Source organism: Nostoc sp. S13 (assembly GCF_029379315.1).
In the GTDB taxonomy this organism is placed as follows: Bacteria; Cyanobacteriota; Cyanobacteriia; order Cyanobacteriales; family Nostocaceae; genus Nostoc.
In genome coordinates this window covers 1-23,736 of the sequence record NZ_JAQYWQ010000108.1, presented here as the reverse complement: position 1 = coordinate 23,736, position 23,736 = coordinate 1, and the positions used below count along the sequence as shown (strand labels likewise).

Sequence of the window (23,736 nt, the reverse complement as noted above, 5' to 3'; positions counted from 1 at the left end):
GGTCTGAATCCCCCACTGATTGCATTCTGACTCCTGAATTCTGACTTCTGAATTCTTCTTCAACTGTGGTTAATCGTTAAGCCTAACGCACCGTTAACAGATAATAGGTGCATTATGCTATCGCGTTAACACACCCTAGGACTAAAATTCTTGTTTAGTCCTCTTGAAAGGACTTTAGTTATTAGCCTTGGAATTCTATTGCGAGGCGGGATAAAAACGAAGCGGGGATTGTCATATATGGGTAATCACAAGCCCTACTAGCGTTGGAGAGTAAGATTCAAAGCCTCAGAAAACCTACATTATCTATTAGACTTATCCACAAATAAACCTCAAAATAGCTGAAACCCTTACATAGCTGGCTTTTTAGCTTATATAAAACAGGAACCTCTAAAACCCTCTCCAGAGCTAGGTTTCAGCCAAATAAAGTTCTCATTTCCGGATAAGTCTATTTATTTAAGTTTTTCGTGAGCAGCCAAAATAATTTTTTCGGTTTCTTCCCAGCCAATACATTTATCAGTTACAGAAATACCATATTTTAATTCTTCTTTCCCAGTAATTGCTTGACTACCTTCATGCAAATGCGATTCCAACATCATGCCAACTATTGATGTATTACCATCCACTATTTGCTGAATAATATTTTCTAAGACAGCACCTTGTAATTTGTAGTCTTTATTGCTATTGCCGTGGCTACAGTCAATAACAATTCTCGGTGGTAAATTTGCCTGTTTTAATTTCTCTTCTACCAGTTTGACATTTGCTAGATCAAAGTTTGGCTGAGTACCACCTCTTAAAATTACGTGACCGTAGGCATTGCCTTTAGTTTGAAATACGCTAACCTGTCCGTTTTGATTAATTCCTATAAAATTATGCGGGTTTCCAGCTGATTGTAGGGCATTCAAAGCTACTTGAATATTGCCGTCAGTACCATTTTTAAAACCCACAGGCATCGAAAGCCCACTTGCCATTTCGCGGTGAGTTTGTGATTCTGTCGTGCGTGCTCCAATCGCAGACCATGTAATCAGTTCACTAATGTATTGAGGTATGATTGGATCTAGTGCTTCTGTACCAGCAGGTAATCCCAATTCTGTAATTTTTAATAATAGATCCCGTGCGATTAATAAACCATTCTCTACATGGAAAGAATCATCCATATCTGGATCGTTAATTAACCCTTTCCAGCCTATGGTTGTTCTTGGTTTTTCAAAATAAACTCGCATAATTAGTAGCAGGTTATCCTTAACTCGCTCGGACAATATTTTCAACCTCTCAGAATATTCGAGCGCTGCTTTTGGATCGTGGATTGAACATGGCCCAACTACTAGAAATTTTCGGCGATCCTGAAAATTCAGGATATGTTCTATTTCCTTCCTATATGCTAAAACTCTTTGTTCGGCTAATTCTGTTAAAGGTAATTTTGATTTGACTTGATTGGGAGTTAACAAAACGCGATCATTCTCAATGTTAACGTTGTCAATGTTAGCGTTGTCAATGTTACTATTAAAGAATTTGTTGTGCATAGGGATGCTCTATCAATTTTATATAAGCACTTCAATTCAAAAGTGTAACACAAACCCATAAAATTTTAAAATAGCTTATTTTTTACTTGACAAATTTCTGATGAGGCTGTATACGAGTAAGGTAATAACTGAAAAAGAGGGAAAATATTCCCCCTTTTTCTTTGCTATTAGACTACTGACTCAGTGGTAGCCTATATCATTACTGCCATACAAATACTTTGGCTTCGTATGGCCCCAAATCAGCGATGATGCCATCGTCACTAGCTTCGACATCATAATTGCCTGTCCACTCGTGCCATGTACCAGTGCTAGGAAAGTTAGGAACATGATAGCCAGCTAGGAAGTTTTCTGAGAAATTTGCTATTACGACTACACGAGAACCTTGATCATTCCAACGAGTATAAGCTAATACTTTTGCCTCTGGATTTTCATGGATAAAATCAATATTTTCAGTGTAGAGAGCATGATTATTCTTACGCAGGTTGGTTAAGCCTTTGTATGAATCAAATAAACTACGGTTTAAATCATTACCTAACAGCGTCCAATCAATTTTGGCTGATTCAGGTTGTTGAGGTTTGTACTCGCCAAATTCCTCTCCCATCCAAATCAAAGGTACGCCAACGGCAGTCATCAAGATGGCTACCCCTAATTTAGCCCGTCTAAAGGCTTCTTCATTAAAAATCTCACGGTTCCCCAGTTCAACCATGACATGGTTATGGTCGTGGTTGGTGAGGTAATTTACGACATTAGTGGCACCCAAGAAGCCTTGGCGCTTGCAGTCAATGACATCTTTGAGACGCTCTAAATCAAATGTATCACCGCAGATATGTTCTAGAATGCAGTGATAAAAACTGTCATGCCAGCAACCATCCATTGGCCCATCTACATTGGTAATGCTGGGAGTTTCAGGAATGTGTTCGGCAACGTTGTAAAAAGGCTTCATGCTAGCAGTTTTTTTGGCTTCCTGAACAATCCAGTGCATGAAATCGTAGTTAGCAATTTGCCGTGCTGCATCATAGCGAATACCATCAAGATGATATTCCCCAATCCAAAAACGGATTGTATCACCAATAAATTTCCACGCTGGATGAATATCCAATTTCTCGTCATAATGTTCATAATTAAACTCAGGGCCCCAGTTATTATCAGGGTCACGAGGTTCATGATGATACCAATAATCGTGGTCAATTTGTGTTAAGGGAGCAGATGCTTCTGAGTGGTTATAAATTCCGTCAAGAATTACACGAATACCTCTGGCGTGAGACTCATCAATCAATTTTTTTAACTCAGCAGTCGAACCATAACTTGATTCTGTTGCAAAGAAGTGACGGGGGTTATAACCCCAACTATAATCACCAGGATATTCTTTAAGTGGCATCAACTCAATAGCATTGATTCCTAGTTCACACAAATAATCTAACTTTTCAATGACGTGTTTGTACTTGCCTCGTGCATAAGGATCATCTTCGCCACCAGAAAAGTCACCAACGTGCAATTCATAAATTACCAATTCCTGGTCAGCAGGTAAAGGTTTATCATCATGTTGCCAAACATAATTATCGGTAATCCTTTTGCCATCTTTGACTCGGATAACACCATCATCTTTTCCACTTTGTTCATCTATATCAGTTGCATAGGGGTCTGTAACATCAACCCATTGTTCTGGTTCAAAAAACCATGAATTTGATTGAATGCGGAATTTATATTTATAAACGCCGTCTTCTAGTTCAACACTTGTGCGAAAATAACCATCATCACCTTTTTCCATTGGAATTTCTTGCCAATCAGAAAAAGAACCAATTAATGCGGCTCCTTTGTTATAAGGTGCAAATAAATTAAATTCAATTGGCTTTGCCATAGAAGTGTTTGTAATATCAAGGGTTGATATAAGTATTCTCTGATGTTCAATTCATTTGCAAATCGCTCTACAGAAAGAATTAGATAATGAGTGCTTATATCTTCAGGAATAATTTATTAATGATTTATAAAACTTAACTATCTTGTTTTGATCTTTAACTGTTTATAGCATTTATAGTAATTGACTAAAATACAGATTTCACCTATAAAACTACTAATTTTAAAATCTTATTACATCTAACTGCAAAAATTCAGTAAAAAAATCAATAGTTTTTATTAAATTCTAATACAGCAGATATTCAGTAAAGATAGGATATTATTTGCAAAATATCTGCTGATCAGGTTACTCAATTTTGTCGTTGGTTTGTTGCAGATAACTTAACAACCAATTCGCCGCCGTCGCCCTGCGAGTTTGCCGAGGCCCAAATTCACCAATTTTGTAACCTTTGAAACCCAGTTTTTCTTTTAACATTTGTTTATTTTCCGCAGAAATGGAACGAGTTAACTTGACTGTTGCAGGGCGAGATGCAATGAAATCTGGTGGTTGTGGATACTGATTCTGCCATTCTGGTGCAACTTGGCTAGTGTCCCATTGTGCAGTTGAGGAATCATAGCGATAGCCCAAATAATGCCATAGCAACTCGTTAACTGTGGCATCATCAAGTTTTTCGTCAAGAATTGCCCAAATTGTTTCTATATTGAGTGGTGGCAGGTTAGACATAAACAATTCAAAATTCCAAGTGGAAAAACTGATTACTGATTAAATTACAGCAGTTTTCAGGTATTTAGACTACGACTGATATGGGGAGACGTGATCAAGAGTGGGATAATAGCGATCGCTAGTAGAGAAATCACAGTGACAAGACAAAGACCGCCAGTACAGATATCGCAACGATGACGATGACGAAGACCGTAATTAATTTTGCGAGTTAGAGTTAAAAACAGGTTGTGTATACACAAACTAGGTAGACTGGAAATCGTAAAGATTAGACCAGTCTATGCAGAATTCCACAGCAGTACCAAAGATCATCCGCGCCCATGTATTCATTTCTGGCCGAGTCCAAGGAGTGGGCTATCGCTACGCCACTGTGGATACAGCTAGCCAGTTGGGATTAACCGGTTGGGTGCGGAATCTCCCCGATAGTCGAGTAGAGGCAGTCTTTGAAGGGGCGCGAGAGGTTGTAGATGAAATGCTTCGCTGGTGTTACTCCGGGCCACCTGCTGCTATGGTTAAAGATATTGTGGTTGAGTATGAAGTACCGGAAGGGTTGCGGAAATTTGAAGTTAAGCGGGTTGAGTAAATAGTTAGGAGTTAGGAGTTAGAATATCTTCCATTAGACTTATCCACAAATAAACCTCAAAATAGCTGAAACCCTTACATAGCTGGCTTTTTAGCTTATATAAAACAGGAACCTCTAAAACCCTCTCCAGAGCTAGGTTTCAGCCAAATAAAGTTCTCATTTCCGGATAAGTCTATTGTGTCTCCTGGTTGTTAGCTCATCAAGCTAAAGCGTTGCGATCATACAAAGAAAACTAAACCTCAAAAAGTATCAAAACTTATTCTGTATTATTCTCTAGTCGTAATATAATATTTTGTGTCTTTTTTATTAAGTATAATTGATGCCTTATCGGAGAAAATTCTTAAAAAGAGCAGGATACACAACCCTTTCGGCATTATTGGCTATGGGGTTTTTACAAAAAGATAAGGAAAAACAAGACCATAGCATAAATGCTGCTATGGCTTATACAGATACAAATGCAAATTCTCCTCTTCGGCAATTAGCTGCTGCCAAAGGAAAGCGTTATGGCACAGCAATTTCTGGTGAATTTTTGCTAACAGAGAAGGATTACGCTGACTTGATTGCTCGTGAATGTTCGATCGCAACACCGAACGGTGAATTAAAATGGAACGCCACTGAACCACAGCCAGGACAATTTACCTTTGAATCAGCAGATGCGATCGCTGATTTCTGCCAAAACAATAATATGGAATTGCACGGGCATACCCTTTTCTGGCACATGGGAAAACCAGACTGGGTTCCTTACCCCCCCACTCTTGAGATGATCGAACGCCATGTTACCGGAGTCATGGGGCATTATCGCAATAGCCCCGTTTTAAAGTCTTGGGATATTGCTAATGAAATTATCGCTGATAATGAAAATGAAACTGATAACGCTACCTACGGTTTGCGTAAAGGGGTAAAACCAGAATTAATTCGAGACTTGTTTTTAATTGCCGCTTCAGTTGATAACAGCAAGGAATTTTACCTAAACGATTTCGGCATCGAAGGCGCTACATGGAAATCAGAGCATTTCTTAAAAATGGTCGAATATCTGAAGAATAATGGGGTTAAAATTGACGGGGCAGGTATCCAGTCGCATCTATGGTTTTCTACTGCCTATGCTTTTGACGAGGAAGGATTTAATTCCGTCTTAAAACGGCTTAATGATCTTGAAGTTAAACCAATAATCACAGAATTAGATATTATCATTGATACCCCATTACCCAATAGTATCGAAAAGCTAGACCAGATGGTAGCCGACAGTTACAAGCGATATCTTGACTTGTGCTTTGCGGCTAAAGTTGATACTGTGATTACCTGGGGGATTAGCGATCGTCATACCTGGATACGTCATCCCGACTGGATGCCAGGAAAAACCTTTAGAGACAATCCAAATCTCTGGCAATTTCTGCGTCCGCTTCCCTTTGATGAGAACCTGCAACCTAAACTTGCCCGCAATGCTATTGCCCAGGCTTTTCAGTAAGCAACTCCTTCATTACCAGTAGAATATACTCCAATCAGGCGTAAATAGCGCTTTTAAGGGAGATCAAAAAAATAAAATACCCAGCCAGATCACGGGATATTGTGGCTACACGACTATATCTTTGTCGCTTTCGCCTTTCGGGCGAAAGCGACGGCTGGGCATTTTATTATTGGTAAGTGCCTAAGTATCATTCTGAGCGAAGAATGTGGCGAGATTCTTCACTATTCATGAGGATGAAAGTTGAATAACGTGTGCTGAATAATTAATAGACATCTCCAGAAATTAAATATGCGTTATTTAGAACCCTTGTAGAGACGCGAAATTTCGCCTCTCTACATTCTTTTTCGGAGATGTTTAATGATTAAGCCTTAGTAAAGTATTTCTTGAAGAAGAATTCAGAAGTCAGAATCAAGACGCTCTCTGCGGGACGCTCTTGTTAGCTTGCTTGTCTAGTAGGGTACGCGGACTCGCTGTCTGTGGTCTTGAACCCATCTATTCAGACGCTCTTGCTAGCTTGCTTCTTTGCAGGAGTACGCACACTTGCTCTTTGCCAGTCGTACAGAATTCATGCTGAATTCTGACGACTGATGCCTTTATTCTGTTTGGATAAATTCGTGACGAACCAAGCGACCATACTGGTAAGGCGCGAACTTGTTAAATCTTGTACTTATTATTCTTTTTTTGTTGACTTGAAATACTCCAAATTTCTCGTAAAAATAATGTGCCAACAAACCAAGGCTCAACTAAGTAACGTCTCCAAAGTCTTTTAGGTTCAGAAAACAAGCGATACAACCATTCCAAGCCCACCTTTCCCATCCAGCGAGGAGGAGTGGGTATTGCTCCTGCTACATAGTCCATGCAGGCTCCACTAGTCAAAATAGTGTTGGTATGAATATGTTCAAGATTTTCGGAAATCCAATACTCTTGACATGGCATACCCATACCCACCATTAATATATTGGGTTTGTAAGCATTAATTGCAGCCAGAGTAGCGAGATTTTCCTGACTATCTTTATCCCTGTCAATATAGCCATGAGCGCAAGTAATCTGTAAACCAGGAAATCTCTGGCGCAAAATACTTGCTCCTTGTTCAGCAACTCCTGGCTTTGAACCTAAATAAAATACACGCCAGCCTTTATTAGTTGCTTCCGCCATCAGAGGCCATATCCAGTCAGCATAGGTTACTCTTTGTTCCCGTTTCATTGGAAAACCCAAGAGCTTTCCAATAAACACTAGAGGCATACCATCAATATGAGTATATTCTGCCTTGGCATAAAAAGATTGCATTTTTGGAGCATTATGGAAGAGATAAAGACTATGCAAGTTGTGATTAGCAATAATCCATTTCTTATTATTAACGATAGATTCTTCAATCAATAAATTTAAGTCGAGGATAGAGAGTGCATCCACTTCAGCACCAAGGAGTTTATAAGAAAATTGTTTTTTCATATCTTGTTTTTCTTTTGAAAGCATGATAGTTTATCTCACAGCAAAAGTGAAGGTGTAAAAGGAATTTTGAGCATTTTTTCAATACTTCAATATTTAAATATTTAAAAAGGTTGGATTTTCTTAGTTAATACTTATCTCAAACAGATATAACTAATAATGACTTACTTCCATGAGGATTTCCGTGATATTCTTTGCTCTTGCATTCCAAGAATATTTTTGTGTAATTAAGGTATATGCTGTATCTACAAGTGATTGATATTTATCAAGATTTGAAGCTGCATCCAACACTGTGTCAGCGACTTCTTTGCTAGAGTATCCTGTTACTAAAAGATGTTCTAAGTGGCGAAATTCTTCTAAACCTCGCAAGCCTTCTGGTGTTGATACAACTAACTTTCTACTAGCAAAATAATCTAATGCTTTATTGCGAGCGCCACCTGCTACTGCTTGTTTTGAGAATGGGAGCAAAGCAATATCTGCATATTTAAGATGGGCAACAAAATCTTCTCTCTTTGGTAAAAAGCCTAAAAAAGAAATATTAGAGGGTATTGGTTCTGAAATATCACTACTATCCCTACCAATGACAACAAAATGCACTTTCTGCTGATGACTTTGAAGATATTTAGCAACCTCAATAGTCATTGACACAGACATATCATTAGTTGGAAATTGAAATGTTTTGGGAGCAATAAGAACCACTATTTTCGCTGGTCTGAATGCTTGATAGGGGTCTTTTTCAGGAAGAGATTTTGTATTTAGTAAGTCTTCAGTGACTCCATTACCGATGCAATAAATCTGCTGTGGAGTTTTACCATACCATTGGGAGATCAGTTTAGGAATTGATTCACCTGCTGCAATAATTGGACTGCCAGAGAATATCAAAATTCCCTGAGCAATATATGTTTTAATACATTGTGCTAACTCTTTGAAAGGATTCTCAACTGAAAACAAACGCATCCAGTATTCATATGCCGAAAATGTATGAAAATCTAATACAAGAGAAGATCTACTGTATTTTCTCAACTTCAGTGAAATTAAAGCAGCCAATCCAGGTAGTGTTTCTTGAGCATACACAATATCTGGACAAAACTCGTCGATGCACTTTTCTATAGCTTGAATATATGACTTCAAGCTTCTTGAGCCAATTGAAACAGAAGGTGCATAATTAACAGATGAACAATCTAATCCTAACTGAAAAACATCAAAATATTCAGTAAGATATTGTCCTAAATAAAAAGGTCTAGTAAAAGCACCAAATGGTTGACTAGAATCGAGAGTTGAGACAATTAGTAAGCGTTTTACCATAAAATGATTGCTGATTATTTAAAAATTTAAAAAATTGATTTTTGAAACTGTATTAGCCAACTGATTCAGATGGTTATAAATTATCCAAATATTATTGGCTAATAACTTTGGCGCAATTATCAAACTTATGAGTTAACTTAATTGATGTCCTCAGAGAATGTAGGTGAAATTGCCAAATTCTTGTAACCAATAATTGCTCTGATATAGGGTAAGAACCAGTAAAGTATCCAGAATGGGCCAGAGTGTCTGCTACAAAAGATAGTCCAGGATTTCAATGGAAATCCTTTAATTTGCAGCACTTTTTGCAAGCGTTCTAATATATTTAAATTGGTATCTACCCAACTATTGCGGATAGAATTTTTAGTACAAGTACCAACATATTCAGCAGCTACCCATATTTGACAACCCAACTTACGCGCTCTGAGGGCATAATCTAAATCTCCTAAACTGTGAACAAAAGCTGTATCAATATTGCCAACTTTTGCGACAACAGTTTTAGGAATTAGTACGCAGTTACCATACATAGCATCGCATTTTTGGATAACGGCACTTGGTTCTAAAAATTCAAACTTGTTAGAATACCACTTTTTGGATTTTACTGCTCCTCCATAAGTTGCTCTTCCTGTCATTGGGTCTTTAGTTGAACCAACTACAATTGAGTCTGAATAGCCTTCTTCAGTCAAATTTTGATGAGTTTGTAATAATTTACTCACAGCATTGGCTTCTAAAAATGTGTCATCATTCAACCAGAGATAATAATCATATTGATTTTTTATCGCCTCACCAAAGGCAAGATGCATTCCTCCCACCCAGAATAAATTGCCATTACCCGGAAGAATTTTTACCTCTGGATATTCTGCTTTGACAGCCTCTGCCGTTCCATCAGAGCTACCATCATCAGTTAAATAAACATCACAATCATTTTTTTGATGATATAAAGCATATAAACAGGCAAGAGTTGTATTACGCCTGTTATAGCAGGTCATAATTACGGCTAGGTTTGCTTGCTTCATCTCATTTCCCTCATATAATATCTCTGAATCAAAATAATAAAGTTATATGTCAGTTTTACAATTTTATCTTCATCATCGAAATATCAAATTTCTCCCTTCCATATATTTTTGGATCAGCTTATAATTTTGCCATTTTTTCTATCCAGCCACTGAAATTAATATCTAAATTAAAGTTCCTTAGTTTTTGCTCCATTCTTCTGACTACCAACATATTTCGATGCAAAACTGATACGCGAGGCATATTAAGTTTGACAACCTCTTGACATAACCATCGATATTTATCTGAATTGATATTGATTTTTTTCAATCTTTTGATTTGTGCATTCCAATCCTTATAGAAGAATAAGTTGAAATAATGAATCGATATAACATCATCCCAATGTTTAATTTTTAGTTCTGTTGATAACCGGTTATGTAAAGGTAAGGGATAACTATAATTAGGAGGAAGATGTTCGACGTTTTCTTCCAAGGCGCATAAAGTCACCGACAAAACAGACTGCTCAACAAAATAAATACCCTGGGGAGGAGTAATATCGAGCCGCATTACTTTTTCAAAATTCTCTTTCCAAGTTGTAAATATACCTGCACTCCTTCTCACAGCAACCAAACCAGAATTCCAGTAGGCTCTGATTTTTTTATTACCAATTGGGGTGTCAACAAATACCTCGCGTTTTACCCCCAGCACTTCATATAGTTTTTGCCAGTACCATTCTTGAGGGTCTCGCAGGCCTGTAGAACCAATTCCTTGACCATACTCAGGCCGTATGCGAACGTTACAATTTACTGGCAATAAAAATTCGTTTGGCTCCGAAAAAAAGCATTTGTCACTGTCTAAAAAAACTAATATTTCTGCATCAATATTTTGTTCTGCATAGGCACAAACCAGGGGTTTATTGGCTAAATAATATTCATGAAATTCTCGATTTATCGGAACTTGTTGATGAGTCACCTGTAACGCTTCAAACGCATCTTGGGTTTGTTTTGATATCGGTTCACCTACTCTCGGATGAAAACTATATATAGGTGTATTTTTCAATTCGCCGCAGAACTTACGAATACTTTCTGCAAGCATCAAAGATTGACCTTCTAAACGCCCAGGTTCTGTACAAATTATAAAAGCTACAGGTATTGACATATTATGAAGTATTTGTTTATTAAGTTAATTAGTCAATGAAGATTTCTTTGCGTTCATCAATATTTCCTGAAACAAAGCTGAATAACGGCGTGCTTGAAGTTCCAGCGTGAATTCTTGTTCGGCTTTCTCGCGAGCATAGAATGACAGCTTTTGCAACCTCTGTTCATTTTCAAGTACCCAGGTAATTCCTTTGGCAAAATCCTCAACTTCATAAGGTTTAGCCAAATAGCCGTTCAACTGATGATCAACAATATCTTTTAAGCCAGTAGAATTAAACGCCACAACTGGAGTACCACAAGCGAGTGATTCAGAAGCTGTCTGTCCAAAAGATTCTTGAAGAGACGGTACAAGCATCACATCAGCTGCTGAATAAACAGTTGCTAAAGAGATATCATCGTGTAAGTGTCCCAAATAGTGTGTTTGGAAGCCTAAATCAGGTGGATTATCGGGTTGAGATGCACCGAAAATAACGACCTCAAACTTATCTTTCCAGCCAGATTTGCTTAATTCTTGTAGTGCTGGTTGCAAGTAATGAAAACCTTTTCTACAGTCATTGGTTGCATCTAGCGCTCCAAATAGAATAAGTTGTTTATCTAGAGGTAAATTTAGTAATTCTCGCGCTAAACTTTGTTGAACAGGTTTATACTTTTGAGTATCCAGCCCATTCGGAATTACTTCAATTCGCAAATTCTTGAACACAGAACTAGACTTGGCGCATTCGGCTAACCAAGAACCTGGCGAAACAATTGTCAGATTTAAATTTTTCAAAGCTTTGGCTTTACGCTGCCATACCCAATGGGATAAATCCCAATCCTTTTTACTGTTCAGTTGAGGACAGGCTCCACAGGATATTTGGTAGCGATCGCAATCTCCAGTATAGCTGCATCCTCCAGTAAATGCCCACATATCATGAATTGTCCAGACCAAAGGGCGCTTTAGTTTAGCAAGAGTTTCTATTTGCATAAAACCGGCACTAGTCCAATGCAAATTGATTATGTCTGGATTAATTTTAGCAACTTGAGAAATAACTCTATCTGGCAACCATTGAAGAAAAAATGGAGTATTTTGCTTTTGAGAATAAAGCTTTAAAGGTAAAGTATCAAATGTTAACTTTGCCTTAGCGATGCCTTGAAATAATCTGATCTTAGGTGCGATAACTGTTTTGTCATCAGTATATTTTTCTTGCACCAGCATTTGTGATTGGAAGTCAAGATTTTGTAACCCTTTGTGCAAGCGGTATGCAGCACGAGCCGCACCACCAGCCACATCCTGGGTACTAAGGAGCAAGACGTTCATGTTAGATTTAACTTCAAAAAATATACTTGATAATACTGATTCTCTATCGGAGAGAATCAGTATTATTTATTTGGCTTGATGCCCTCACAATATAACGAGCCTGGTAGATATACTGTTCCATCAGCATTTATATCTAAGACTTCATCACTAAAGTTTGGAATATCACTAGTATGGGCATCCAAAAATTTAATATCCGAAAAACCAACTCTTTCAAAGAGCGCTTTCATACTATAGCTATCATACATCCACTTATGTTTTTCCCCAAGGGACGTTTCATCTATCATAGACTTGCGGACATACCGTGGTATCAACCTTTTTACCATGTCAAGATAGAGGTATTTAAATTTGTTTTTGATTTTATTTTGATTGATACTAAATACCTTTTCTACCAAAGAATTAGTATTATTATTTGCCATCTCTTCTTTGATTTTAACACCTGTTCTGGCTTCTACATATTTTATGGATGATTCATCATTGTTTTCAAGCACTTGTCGCCAATAAGTTTTCATCAAGCCACCATGCTCTGTTCTTACCAATTGGTCGATTAACTCAATAATAATCCATTCATATTGTTTCCTTGTTTCCTGATTTTCCAGACTGTCGATAATTCTTAAATATTCCCGGCAGGTTCGCTCTAAGTCAGGAACAACGATGCGTAAAATGCCTTGAGGTTTTAAAACTCTATAGCATTCTTTTACCAGCATTTCTCCCGTATCCTGAGAGAAATGCTCTAGGACATGACTGCTATAAATGACATCGAAATAATCTTTAGGGTATGGGAGTGGTTGTAGTAAGTTATGGGCAATTACTTCAGGATGCTCAGAATTAAAATCTATATTTACCCATTCTGAACAAAATCTGTGTCCACATCCAAAATTTAACTTTTTCATGCTTTTTCTCCTTTCAATTATCGAAGTATGTAAACTATTTACCTATTTATATATTGGTGTTCGCTGACAACTAAGAGTCAGAGATAGAGATGTTGTGACATACATCAACCAATTCCAACCTGGAGTTAATAATCTTGCTTCTGAGAAATTCACTATGACGATGAGAACTAGCATCTGCATTGGCCAATAATCTTCCGGTTTTTCGGCAACAGAAATAATTCTAGTCAATGCCATTACAAAGAACCGGATAAACCCTGCGGTAAAAGTTAAAAAACCTAATAATCCTAATTCTAACAATAGTTCTAAAAATCCATTGTGAGCATTACTTGCCCAATCATAAGTGGCTCTCAGCTTAGATGCAGCATTACTAGTCCAAAATGCCGAATATCCATAACCTAGCCAAGGTCTTTCCAAAACCTTGGGCATCACTAGCTCCCAGAGGTCAGAGCGTCCATTCAAGGTAAGGTCTTTACCAGAAGTCCCAACTATAGTTTCGGCATTATTAATCAGTAACATTGAAAAAATAATGAGTAACATTAAAGCTGAAGTAATCATAATAACTTGTAATTTATAATTAGTTTTTTTAAAGGATTGATAGAAAGGCAAAAGTAATATCATTGTCAATAGTATCGCCAAAGATGTTGTTGAACGTGTAAGGATAATTAGACATATAGATAACCCACATAGTGCCCACATTAACCAGCGATATCGATAGCTACTAAGGGCAAGATGCAAAAAAACTCCTGCACTCCAATTCATCATGTAACCTAATTCATTTTTATGACCATAAATTCCGCTCCACATATCTACTAATTCAGGTGATTTGTGAATATAACCTGGGATGAATGCAGAGAATATCATAGATAATAATGCAGCTGCCCCAAGCGCCCAAGCTATTAGCCTCATTTGTTCCCTAAGGGAATAACGCATTGCCAAATAGATTGCAAGAAAATATATTCGGATTAGCCCTTTTATATAAATCAGACTAGAATTTAGGTCTTCTGACCACAAAATAGAAAATATAACTATTCCTAGTAATAAAAACTGTAATGGACTTTTAGTAATTACATAAAGAAAACCTTTCCAGTATGAAATTAGAAAATAAAATAGGATTAAATATGAAACTATATTGAATAAAGTATCTAGCTTATCGCCTCCAAGCGTAGACATTGAAAGTTCTTGTGCAGGGTGTATTGTTAATGCCCCTACAGCAATAAGTAATAGTAAGATAGTTAATATTTTTTCGGTTAATTTTACGTTCATCGCTGACATTTAATTTATTGACTTACTCCATTGATTACTATTTATTTATATTTGAATAATTCAATCTTTTCTTCACTTCCTCTTTAAAAATATCCAATGCAGTTGCTTTATAGACTGTTTTCTGCGTAAAATTATCTGCCTCTATATTCCTTACAATAAAAGGTGGATGTTTTAAAGGAAATTCCATTGCTTCCATCGACATATTCATGAAGGAAAATTCTTGGTTGGAAGTGAAATGAGTTGCGTCTGCACCAACACCAACATTAGAGATTAAATTCACACTGGGAATAATGCTTAAGCTACCCTGTATCCAGCAAGCAAATGTCCATTGGTAATCCCAGGTTATACCTGTAGGATTGTTATAAACAGACTCAAATATTCGCTGCCAATAATGTACTGCTTTTGGGTCTATAAGAATGTCATGTAAAAGGTTTTCTGCTTGCACCTCTTTCCAGAGTTTGATGGTCAAATCATAATGTTGCCAAGCACGCCTCCAACTTGCCCAACCCCAGCAGTGGTTGTAGCGAGAAAAATAGTAACTGTAATTTGTGCGTTTTCGTCCGAATTGAAGATTTTGAGCAGAGATTGTGGCTATTCTAGTATCGTCTCTATATTTTTCTAGCATTTCTTCAGCAAATCGGAAAAATGTTGGATGAGGGATACAATCATCTTCTAAAATAATTGTTTCTTCAACATTATTAAATACCCAATCTAAACCACTAGATACTCGTTTTGCACAACCTAAGTTGATATTAGAATAATTCTTGATAACTTCGCAGTCCCAATCAATTTTCTCAATAATTGCCCTAGTTGCTTGACACTTTTCTGCCTCACCTTCGCGGTCATTGCGGGGCCCATCTGCAATTACAAAAAGTTTTGTTGGCTTTGCCTGGCGAATAGCTTCAAAAACTTTCTCTGTTATTTGTGGACGCTTGAAAATAATTAAAGTTACTGGTGTTTGCATTTTGATTAATTTAGTTAGTGTCCTTGATATACAAAGGTTAGATAAGAATGCTCAATATTTGTAAAAAGGCAGAAGCGATCGCACCTGAATCTTAAATATTTTTTGGGTTCTTGAATCAAAAGCGTTACATAAAAAAGTCGCAGCAGCTTGAGATATTATTGTTGCGATCGCAGCCCCAAGTCCGCCATATTTAGGAATAAGAAATAAATTGAGAACAATGTTTAGTATTGCCCCAAATAAAGTCTTACCTAAAGAAACGTGGTTTAAACCTTCAGCAATAAACCAAGGTGATGTTGCAAGACCCATAAATACAAATAAAGAAGTCCAAATATGAACTGCTAATATTGCTCCTGCTTCTGCATATCCATTTCCAAACATCACCATAATTATCTTGTCAGACAGGAATGACATTGGAAGAGCAATTGCCAAAGATATACATGTCATTAAACTGAGTAAATTTCCTATTCGCTGATAGTAAAGACTTTCTGATTTTTCCTTAGCTGCGTAAATTGCTGGAGCCACAGAAGAAACAATAGCTCCCGGGATAAAATACCAAATTTCAGAAACACGCACAGCAGCAGAATAAATTCCAACCTCACTATTTCCGATCATTTGACCTAACATCACCTGATCTATTCTCATATAAATCAGGATAGCAAACCCCGAAAAAATTAGAGGTAAACTCTCTTTCATAAGAGTTTTAGCAGCAGAGAAACTCCAACGCCATAACCACAACGAAGACCCTTTGACTTGGTAAACAATCAGCAAGCCAATTGCACTCATCGCAAATTCTGCTAATGTTACCCAAGCAAAAGCTATCAATGGTGCTTTTGTTAAAATTAGTGCGATTTTGATAACACTATTTAGCAGAAATGCTGTGTTTTTAGCGATCACAGTGTATTTTGACTGCACCTGTGATTGAAACCACACTTCAATAGTATCAGTCGCTCTAAAAATTCCTGCCATTCCTAAAATTGCAACTAGCCATATCTTCAGTGTTTCATGCTCACCTAAGAAAAACATAGCGCTAACTGCCAATAAAACAGAAGCAATTCCACCCAGAAATTTTAGCCAAAAAGTGGTTCCTAAAACTTCTTCTTTGTTTGATGATTGACGGACAATATGGCGAACTACTACGTCGTCCAGTCCGAGAGTGAAAATTGGGCTAAATAAGCTAACAAAAGCTAAAGTATAGTTAAAGAGACCATATTGTTGTACTCCTAAATAGCGTGCTACCCATACTCCTACAACCAAGCTTGCACCCATACGTAGAATGCGGTCAGCAAACAACCAACCTGTGTTGGTAATAATTGCACGTAGCCCAGAACGAGATTTAAATTTTGATAAGTTTTTAATTTTTAATTTACTTAACATTATTTTGAGGAATTAATCATCTGACATTTTCTATCCCTATCAAGCTCTATCGAGCAATTTTTTTCCAAAGTAAAAAATAACGTGGATTTATCCAGGATTTCACATTATTTATCGCCATTTTGGATTTACCACTAATCAAAGTTTTCAAAAAATAGCTAAATAAGAAAACGATGCCCTTTGTTTTCCAAAAAAAACTCTGCTCAAACAAAAATATTATTTTCAAATATGAAATAAAATCTTCAACTTGTGGATATTGTATGGTTTTTAACTCATTGAGAGAAGTGAAAGCCAATAATAACGGTAAACTAAAATTATTTTTTTGCAGGATGTAATTAAATAAGGAATTGCGTTTCCAGAATCTCCTGTATTCATAGTTGTTATCTACGTCTAAAAAATTCTTGTTATGATACTGATTATTTTTATGTATTCTATACATCACTAAAGGTTTAGACATATAAAATTTTTTAGCCCCTACCAAAGAAGCTCCCCATACTAGACAGTCATCAGCCCGGACACGCCAATCTTCTATATTTGGAATAGGCAAAATTTTTCTGATTATTTCTTTACGCATTGATAATGTTGAAGTTATGGAGCCAATCCATTCACCACTATATAAAGTTCTGATTACTGAATAACCCAAATCTAAATCAACTGTATCAGCTTGAAATGTTTCTTCTACTGCCCCAAATTTTTTATACCCACAAAAAAGAAAATCACATTCACTACGTCTGTTATAAAAATTTAGGGCGGTTTCTAAATATTGAGGTTCATAAATATCATCCGCGTCTAAAAAAAATAGAATATCCCCAGTTGCAGCTAAAAAACCTTTATTAAAGGATGATAATTGTCCTTGATTTTTTTCTTTCAAGATAGATTTAACATTAGTTAATTGAGTAAATTTAGTGATGACTTCCGCAGAACTATCTGTGGATGCGTCATCAACAATAATAATTTCATCAAATTTAACTGTTTGATTTAAAGCGCTATCAATTGCCTCTGAGAGAAATTCAGCGTAATTGTAATTATTAATTAAACAAGATGTTTTAATTTTATTTTTATCCATATAAAAATGCCTCATTAGTGAACAAAAGAGAAAGTTTTGACAACCTATAATTACCAATAGGCTGGATATTTCGAGGGATTTGTAGGAATATCATTAGGTCTACACCTCACCCAGAATTCATTATAAAGAGACTGAAAAAATGGAATCTTATCCCAACGGTTGCCTTTAATTCCAAAAAGAATTTGAGTTGATCCTCCAAGATGCACAGCCTGTTTACCCAGAGATTTAATGTAAGCAGCTAATGGAAGTCCATAAGCACCACATCCGATAATAGCTATGTCAAAATCTTGATCTTTAATCTGATTACACATCCAATCATAAGCATCGAACCAAGTATTGAACTGGGTTTGAGTTCCAGCCAGAGACTGAACTGCTTTGAAGGTAATCAATTCAAATTCAGGCAGAATATTTGGGTTTTCAAAAAGTAACTTTCTATGGTTATTATATTGTGATGAAATAGTTTCTGCAAAAGGATGAATGACTAAAACCTTTTTTCCCTCAAGATTCTTGCTCCAAGGGTCGTTGTGATAATAAGGTTCTAGTGTATTTAATTCAACAAAAGAAGCTTTTCGGCAAGAATTTCTGATAATTTCCGGCTCTCCAATTTGAAGCCATACTCCCAAAGCATCTATATATTTTGACGATTCTAGAAAAAGTTGACTAAATCGATCTAGATGTTTTTCATCTACCGGGAAAAAACCAGAATCATTAGACATTGACTCAAATATAGATCCCTTATAACCTCCTTTTAGGTATTCATGTACACAATAAGCTTCTGTGCTACCAAAGCGACTAATCATAAAAGGTTTATTATCTTTAATCAGATTGCTAACTAATTGATTACTCTGTTGAGGAGATAAAATTTGCTGATATATATCATAATTTCTGATATAATTTTTGAGAATTATTACTTTTGTATAAAGAGAGCCTTTCCATTTAGCTAATGGAGTATTTGATTTTACGAATTGCTTGAGATTTTTGCTTAATGTCATTAATTTAGTCCTACGGTCAAAAAATTGGTTGGACATAGTTGTAGTCAGGCTCGCTTTCGCAATCCAGAGGAAAACTTAACGGTTTTTGGAAAACTTTGTTAAGCTGCTAGATACTAAATCTTGTTCAATTTGTCGTTTTTTGGTGTCATAAAAATAATTATTAGGTTCATTTTTAGTATTCACACCATTGATGACTATCCCTAACACCTTCTGACCTGACTGAGTTAAAAACTCTTTAGCTGAATTCGCACTGTTCAAGTCAACCACTCCAGGACGAACGACTAATAAAATACCGTCAGTGAGGGTGCTTAAAACAGCAGCATCTGCTATTCCTGAGAGAGGAGGCGTATCAAAAATTATAAAATCGTAATCTCTCCCAAAGTTACTAATTAATGTTGCCATGCGTTGAGAATCTAGCATTGCTACTGGATTGGGAGGCAAAACTCCCGAACTAAGAACCTCCAGATTAGGCATCACTTCTTGCACAGCTGCATCTAAAGAAACTTGGCCAGCAATGACATTACTTAGTCCGATTGCATTTGTTAGCCCCCAAATATGATGCTGTATGGGATGACGCATATCTGCATCCACCAACAACACCCGACGCCCCGCCTGAGCCATAGTCACAGCTAAATTTGCAGATACGTCAGACTTTCCTTCTTTGGCAACGGAACTTGTAACTACAACGCTTTTGAGAGGTTTATCAGAACGGAGGAACTTCAAGTTCACTTGTAGTATTTGGTAGGCGTTACCAAGAGGGAAGTAAGGAATATCTCTGCCAATGATTTTAGGAATAGGTCTATCCAGTCCTGCTATAGGAGAATGAGCTTTACCATTTCTACCTTGTGTAGGAATCACTCCCAAAATAGTGTATTTCAAGACTTCTTTGGCTTCTTTGACTGTCTTAACTGAGCGGTCTATCAAGTCTAAACTAAAGGCGATAATGATACCTAAGAAAAGACCAATTCCTGCTGCACCAACAATAAACAGGATTTTGCGCGGCCCTTCTGATTTATCGGGAATTAAGGCATAGGAAATGACACGAGCATTAGGAATCTTTTGGTTCTGTACAACATCAATTTCTTGACGTTTCTTTAATAGTGTTTCGTAAGTAGTTTGAGCTGCTTGCAGCTTCCGTTCTAACTCTCGTTGACTCTGTTCTAGCCTTGGCAAATTATTTGCTCGTTTGATGTAGGCATTTTGCTGTCGCGAGAGTGTGCCAATTTGTCTCTCTAGACCAACGCGTTCTGCCTGAGCACGAGTAATATCTGCAATTAGGCTTTGCCGCAGTTGTCCAACCTGTAAACTTCCCGGCGTTATCAGCGCTGTACCCGCTACTTGTCCTGTCCGCTCTTTTAGCAAGCTATTAAGAGCTACGACTTTTTCTTCTAAGTTAATAATTGTCGGGTGTCCAGGTTCAAAACGAGTCCGCTCTAGTGCCAGTTGGCTTTCTGTTTCTTGAAGTTGGGCAAGCACTTTCTGAACCCCAGGTGCTTGACTCAATTCAGATTCGATTACACCTTGTTGTGAATCTACCTGAGCTTCACTGCGTAACTGTTCTAAACGACCTTTGACATCATCTAGTTGAGCCAAACCTTGAGAAATTTGATTTCCTAACTTGGAAATTGTCTCGACTGCTGCGGTTGCTTCTTGGTCTAAGACAACAATTTTATTCCTTTCTTTAAATAGCCGCAGTTTTGATTCGGCTCTTCTGACAATTTCCTCAGCTTTGGGTACTTCCGTTACGAGAACCTCTTTGGCTGTCAGTGCTTCATTCTGATTAGCCTTGATATTTAGGTCGATATAACTATCAATAACTTCATTGACGATTTTGGCAGCCAGTTCTGGATTACTGCCTTTATAAGAAAGTTGTACGATATCAGTGCCTTTGATTCCTTCTATTTTTAGTTGTTTTGCCAAATCGGGAATCGACAGAGGCTTGTCTTTACTATCTTTGAGGTTAAGGGAATTAATTGTTTTCTCAATCACTGGATTTGAACCAACAATTCTCACCTGAGTTTCCAGGGGATTGTCGTTCACATTCAAAGCTTCTAGCCGTCCTATGTCTTGCGGTAAGCCTGTAAGTGAGGAAGAGCGATTTGTTTTAATCATCAAACTTCCTTCTGCCTTGTATGAAGGCTTTAGTGAAAACGCATACAAGCATCCAAGGGTAACAGCTATGCTAAAAATTCCGACTAGAGGTAGCCAACGCCGTTGAATAACTTCTAAGTATTTCTGAATATTTACTTCTTCAAAGTTGGGTAAAGATTCCATCGTCATAATATATACAAATTTTATAAGGAAAGACTATTTACTTACAGCAGATTTTTCTCAGTATTTTTCCGGCAGTAGCACTGTAGTTTACTTGCCGATGGTAATATTTGGGTTAATTGTCAGCAGCTAATGCCTTTTTATTGAGATTGTTCAATCTTTAAAGCAAGCTAATAGTTTCATCAGTCGCCATATTAACTGATATTGCTTGATATTCTCCTGACAGTAAAGACAGGATAACTGACAACTTTCTTCCTGATTTAGAGGCGTTCCATTTTTTTGTTAACTTAGTTTGGTGTTATTACTGATGTAAATATTGATTAGTAATCTAATACTCAACATCATATTATGTAAAAAGACTTAATTGAATAACTTTACAAACAATTTATACATGGCAGTATATTCGCTGACTGTGAAAAGACAAGATAAATTAATGGTTGAAGTGTAAGAAATAGAGCAATTGTGCCAGTCTACAAGCAATAGAACCATTTCAGCCCTAAGCTTTGTGCAGTTAAAAGGAACACTTGTAAAGACTGGATAGATATTTATGTAAGGTGTTTAAAAGGCTTTCAGCAACAATTAATTCTTACTCGGAATAATGCTTTATTTTGACAACGATGTGGGACTGCAATACTAAGATTGTGTGATTTTAGTATGAAATTTGTAAAGACTTGCAATCTGCTGTATATATCAGCTTAGGTGAATTCTAGGAATAAAATTACCATAGCCGTTGGTTTCCACTTCTCTGCGAGACGCTACGCGAACCCTCAACCAACTTAGTGGTCGAGAGTTAAGCGTACCCCTGCTCTTAAGCAAGCTACGCGTAGCGTCTCCAAGAGTTGTCGAAACTCGTCAACATAGGTATTTTTTTCATCAGAAATCGCCTTATTTGTATAACCGGATGGAAACACACATGAGAGATAAAGGGCTAGTAAATAAGTTGGTACAATAAAACCAAACTATGTGAGCAAAGATAAACTAGGCTACAATCTTCTTCGCTCCTGCCTCTTTGAAGTTTGAGGGCTGGCTTCGGACGCTCGAACTTCTGTCTACCTCCTGTCTTATGCCAACGACAAATTTTTACGCCGACCTACTTATTAATATGGGTAACAGAATATGAGTTAGCACAGTTACGGCAGCAAGCAGATAACAGGCGAGTGTCAAGTTCCGACGTGGTTGCAGCATGGATTGCTCAACTACCTCCTCCCAGACAAAAGTCTACATCTGACTAGACTTCACTATATTTTTAATGAAGTTTATCTCTATTTATTACTAGCTGTGTTAATCTAAAATACTCAAACAGGCTGCTATTTTTTGGTTTTCGTATCTAGCCAATTGTAATTATTAAACTGACATTAAATGTTAAGAAATTGAATTATGAAATCCTCCTGTATCACCTTAGTCGTTGTGATTAGCGCACTCGCTCTCTCCCAGAGTGCCTATGCCAACCAAGAGAATGTTCCCATGACAACAGGCGATGCTCCAAAGGAGCTGTTTCACGATCGCAATCAGCAGGCTGGAGTTTTGTTGACGGAACCAGCCACGATTAACACTACATGGAGTAATTTTATCGGACAGACTAATAATCCAAAACAAACTACTGAATCAATTTCACTAGTACGAGAGCGAGGCTGCCAAAATATTAACCCGCTTCAGTTCATCAAGAACCCAGACGCTTTCTTTAAGCAATGTCAAAAGCCAACAAATATCCAAAGTTCTCAAAGTACTGAGCCAATTGAGTATCTCAAGGTTCCTAAGCTCGATTCTGGTATTAGTGTGACAGTTACTTAGTTTTGATCTAGGAATTTTTTAACAATAGATAACTAATGCTTGGTAGTGTAAAGTATCTAGATAATTTACGTTCAAAAATGGATGAAATATTTATGCTTACTGCTTTAGCTGAAAGCAGAAAAGCTTTGCCGGAATGTTTGCCGAACCCACCAGTAGGCTGTATAATCACAAATGCCCAAGAGATAGTAGCTCAAGGATACACGCGGGCACCGGGAAAACACCATGCTGAGGCTGACGCACTTAACCAGATTCAAGGCAAAGCTTTCGAGTTCTTGAAAATGTATGTAACTCTTGAACCTTGTTCTTTTCATGGACGCACACCTGCATGTGCTTTAGCGATCGCTGAAGATCGTCGTATACATGAAATATATGTATCTATAATTGATCCAGATCCCCGTAATAATGGTCAAGGATTGGACATTCTCCGAAAAGGAGGAAAGACACTTAATGTCGGGTTATGCGCCAATGAGGTGAATGCTTTTCTCAACCAATATCTAATAAAGTAATAGACATCTCCGAAAAAGAATGTAGAGATGCGAAATTTCGCTTCTCTACAAGGGTTCTAGATAAGGCATATTTAATTTCTGGAGATGTCTAATGGTTGAAGAGTTAGGTTACAATTGCAACTTAGTACCATTTTCCCAAAAATCTTTGCAATAAGTCAATCATCTAGATATATTGACAACTCTGTAATTGTATCAACTTACAGTAGTTCTCATTTATTTGAACTATAGGAATCCTATTTGAGTTTTGAACAAGCTCCGTACATCTGAAGAGTGGCAAAGTCAAA

20 protein-coding genes are annotated in these 23,736 nt (G+C 37.1%); 5 read left to right on the top strand and 15 right to left on the bottom strand.

The features are described 5' to 3' along the window. Positions 1-449: 449 nt before the first annotated feature. From PUQ00_RS25690 to PUQ00_RS25680, 3 genes are all read right to left on the bottom strand, one after another. The gene (locus PUQ00_RS25690; RefSeq protein ID WP_300422049.1) at positions 450-1,520 is read right to left on the bottom strand and encodes a 3-deoxy-7-phosphoheptulonate synthase; all 1,071 of its coding nucleotides are present in this window, start codon (positions 1,518-1,520) and stop codon (positions 450-452) included. A 199-nt stretch (positions 1,521-1,719) separates the two neighbouring features. Further along, a complete protein-coding gene (locus tag PUQ00_RS25685; RefSeq protein WP_300422047.1) occupies positions 1,720-3,378 on the bottom strand; it encodes an alpha-amylase family glycosyl hydrolase in 1,659 nt (552 codons plus the stop codon). A gap of 342 nt (positions 3,379-3,720) precedes the next feature. Next, positions 3,721-4,098 (bottom strand): DUF1823 family protein, encoded by a 378-nt coding sequence (locus PUQ00_RS25680; protein ID WP_300422045.1) that lies wholly within the window; start codon positions 4,096-4,098, stop codon positions 3,721-3,723. A 277-nt stretch (positions 4,099-4,375) separates the two neighbouring features. On the opposite strand from PUQ00_RS25680, the gene PUQ00_RS25675 reads away from it, so the two are divergent. Beyond that, the gene (locus tag PUQ00_RS25675) at positions 4,376-4,678 is read left to right on the top strand and encodes an acylphosphatase (RefSeq protein WP_300422043.1); all 303 of its coding nucleotides are present in this window, start codon (positions 4,376-4,378) and stop codon (positions 4,676-4,678) included. A 382-nt stretch (positions 4,679-5,060) separates the two neighbouring features. Beyond that, a complete protein-coding gene (locus tag PUQ00_RS25670; protein WP_300422041.1) occupies positions 5,061-6,143 on the top strand; it encodes an endo-1,4-beta-xylanase in 1,083 nt (360 codons plus the stop codon). 654 nt (positions 6,144-6,797) lie between these two features. Here the strand turns inward: PUQ00_RS25670 and PUQ00_RS25665 are convergent. The 12 genes from PUQ00_RS25665 to PUQ00_RS25610 all read right to left on the bottom strand — a co-directional run bounded on the left by PUQ00_RS25665 (position 6,798) and on the right by PUQ00_RS25610 (position 21,164). Continuing rightward, positions 6,798-7,616, bottom strand: a complete 819-nt coding sequence (locus PUQ00_RS25665) for a WecB/TagA/CpsF family glycosyltransferase (RefSeq protein WP_300422039.1) — start codon at positions 7,614-7,616, stop codon at positions 6,798-6,800. 126 nt (positions 7,617-7,742) lie between these two features. Continuing rightward, positions 7,743-8,894, bottom strand: coding sequence for a glycosyltransferase family 4 protein (locus tag PUQ00_RS25660; protein WP_300422038.1), 1,152 nt, complete (start codon positions 8,892-8,894; stop codon positions 7,743-7,745). A 137-nt stretch (positions 8,895-9,031) separates the two neighbouring features. Then, positions 9,032-9,907: a glycosyltransferase family 2 protein gene (locus PUQ00_RS25655; RefSeq protein WP_300422037.1), complete on the bottom strand. Its 876-nt coding sequence runs from the start codon at positions 9,905-9,907 to the stop codon at positions 9,032-9,034. Between the two features lie 118 nt (positions 9,908-10,025). Then, complete coding sequence (locus tag PUQ00_RS25650; protein ID WP_300422036.1) at positions 10,026-11,042, bottom strand: hypothetical protein; 1,017 nt, start codon at positions 11,040-11,042, stop codon at positions 10,026-10,028. A 24-nt stretch (positions 11,043-11,066) separates the two neighbouring features. Beyond that, positions 11,067-12,338, bottom strand: coding sequence for a glycosyltransferase family 4 protein (locus PUQ00_RS25645; RefSeq protein WP_300422035.1), 1,272 nt, complete (start codon positions 12,336-12,338; stop codon positions 11,067-11,069). 62 nt (positions 12,339-12,400) lie between these two features. Further along, complete coding sequence (locus PUQ00_RS25640) at positions 12,401-13,228, bottom strand: methyltransferase domain-containing protein (protein WP_300422034.1); 828 nt, start codon at positions 13,226-13,228, stop codon at positions 12,401-12,403. 42 nt (positions 13,229-13,270) lie between these two features. Then, positions 13,271-14,491 (bottom strand): O-antigen ligase, encoded by a 1,221-nt coding sequence (locus PUQ00_RS25635; RefSeq protein ID WP_300422033.1) that lies wholly within the window; start codon positions 14,489-14,491, stop codon positions 13,271-13,273. 37 nt (positions 14,492-14,528) lie between these two features. Further along, positions 14,529-15,455 (bottom strand): glycosyltransferase family 2 protein, encoded by a 927-nt coding sequence (locus tag PUQ00_RS25630; RefSeq protein ID WP_300422031.1) that lies wholly within the window; start codon positions 15,453-15,455, stop codon positions 14,529-14,531. 51 nt (positions 15,456-15,506) lie between these two features. Beyond that, positions 15,507-16,829 carry a flippase gene (locus PUQ00_RS25625; protein ID WP_300422030.1) on the bottom strand — a complete coding sequence of 441 codons (1,323 nt, stop codon included), beginning with the start codon at positions 16,827-16,829 and terminating at the stop codon, positions 15,507-15,509. Between the two features lie 46 nt (positions 16,830-16,875). Then, positions 16,876-17,892, bottom strand: a complete 1,017-nt coding sequence (locus PUQ00_RS25620; protein ID WP_300422028.1) for a glycosyltransferase family 2 protein — start codon at positions 17,890-17,892, stop codon at positions 16,876-16,878. Positions 17,893-17,942: 50 nt separating this feature from the next. Continuing rightward, positions 17,943-18,884, bottom strand: coding sequence for a hypothetical protein (locus PUQ00_RS25615; protein WP_300422026.1), 942 nt, complete (start codon positions 18,882-18,884; stop codon positions 17,943-17,945). A gap of 75 nt (positions 18,885-18,959) precedes the next feature. After that, the gene (locus PUQ00_RS25610) at positions 18,960-21,164 is read right to left on the bottom strand and encodes a polysaccharide biosynthesis tyrosine autokinase (RefSeq protein ID WP_300422025.1); all 2,205 of its coding nucleotides are present in this window, start codon (positions 21,162-21,164) and stop codon (positions 18,960-18,962) included. A gap of 1,007 nt (positions 21,165-22,171) precedes the next feature. Between PUQ00_RS25610 and PUQ00_RS25605 the strand changes: the two genes are divergently transcribed. From PUQ00_RS25605 to PUQ00_RS25595, 3 genes are all read left to right on the top strand, one after another. After that, positions 22,172-22,387 carry a hypothetical protein gene (locus tag PUQ00_RS25605; RefSeq protein WP_300422023.1) on the top strand — a complete coding sequence of 72 codons (216 nt, stop codon included), beginning with the start codon at positions 22,172-22,174 and terminating at the stop codon, positions 22,385-22,387. A 145-nt stretch (positions 22,388-22,532) separates the two neighbouring features. Then, positions 22,533-22,946 carry a hypothetical protein gene (locus PUQ00_RS25600; protein WP_300422022.1) on the top strand — a complete coding sequence of 138 codons (414 nt, stop codon included), beginning with the start codon at positions 22,533-22,535 and terminating at the stop codon, positions 22,944-22,946. 35 nt (positions 22,947-22,981) lie between these two features. After that, the gene (locus PUQ00_RS25595) at positions 22,982-23,452 is read left to right on the top strand and encodes a deaminase (RefSeq protein WP_335029974.1); all 471 of its coding nucleotides are present in this window, start codon (positions 22,982-22,984) and stop codon (positions 23,450-23,452) included. Positions 23,453-23,736: the final 284 nt, after the last annotated feature.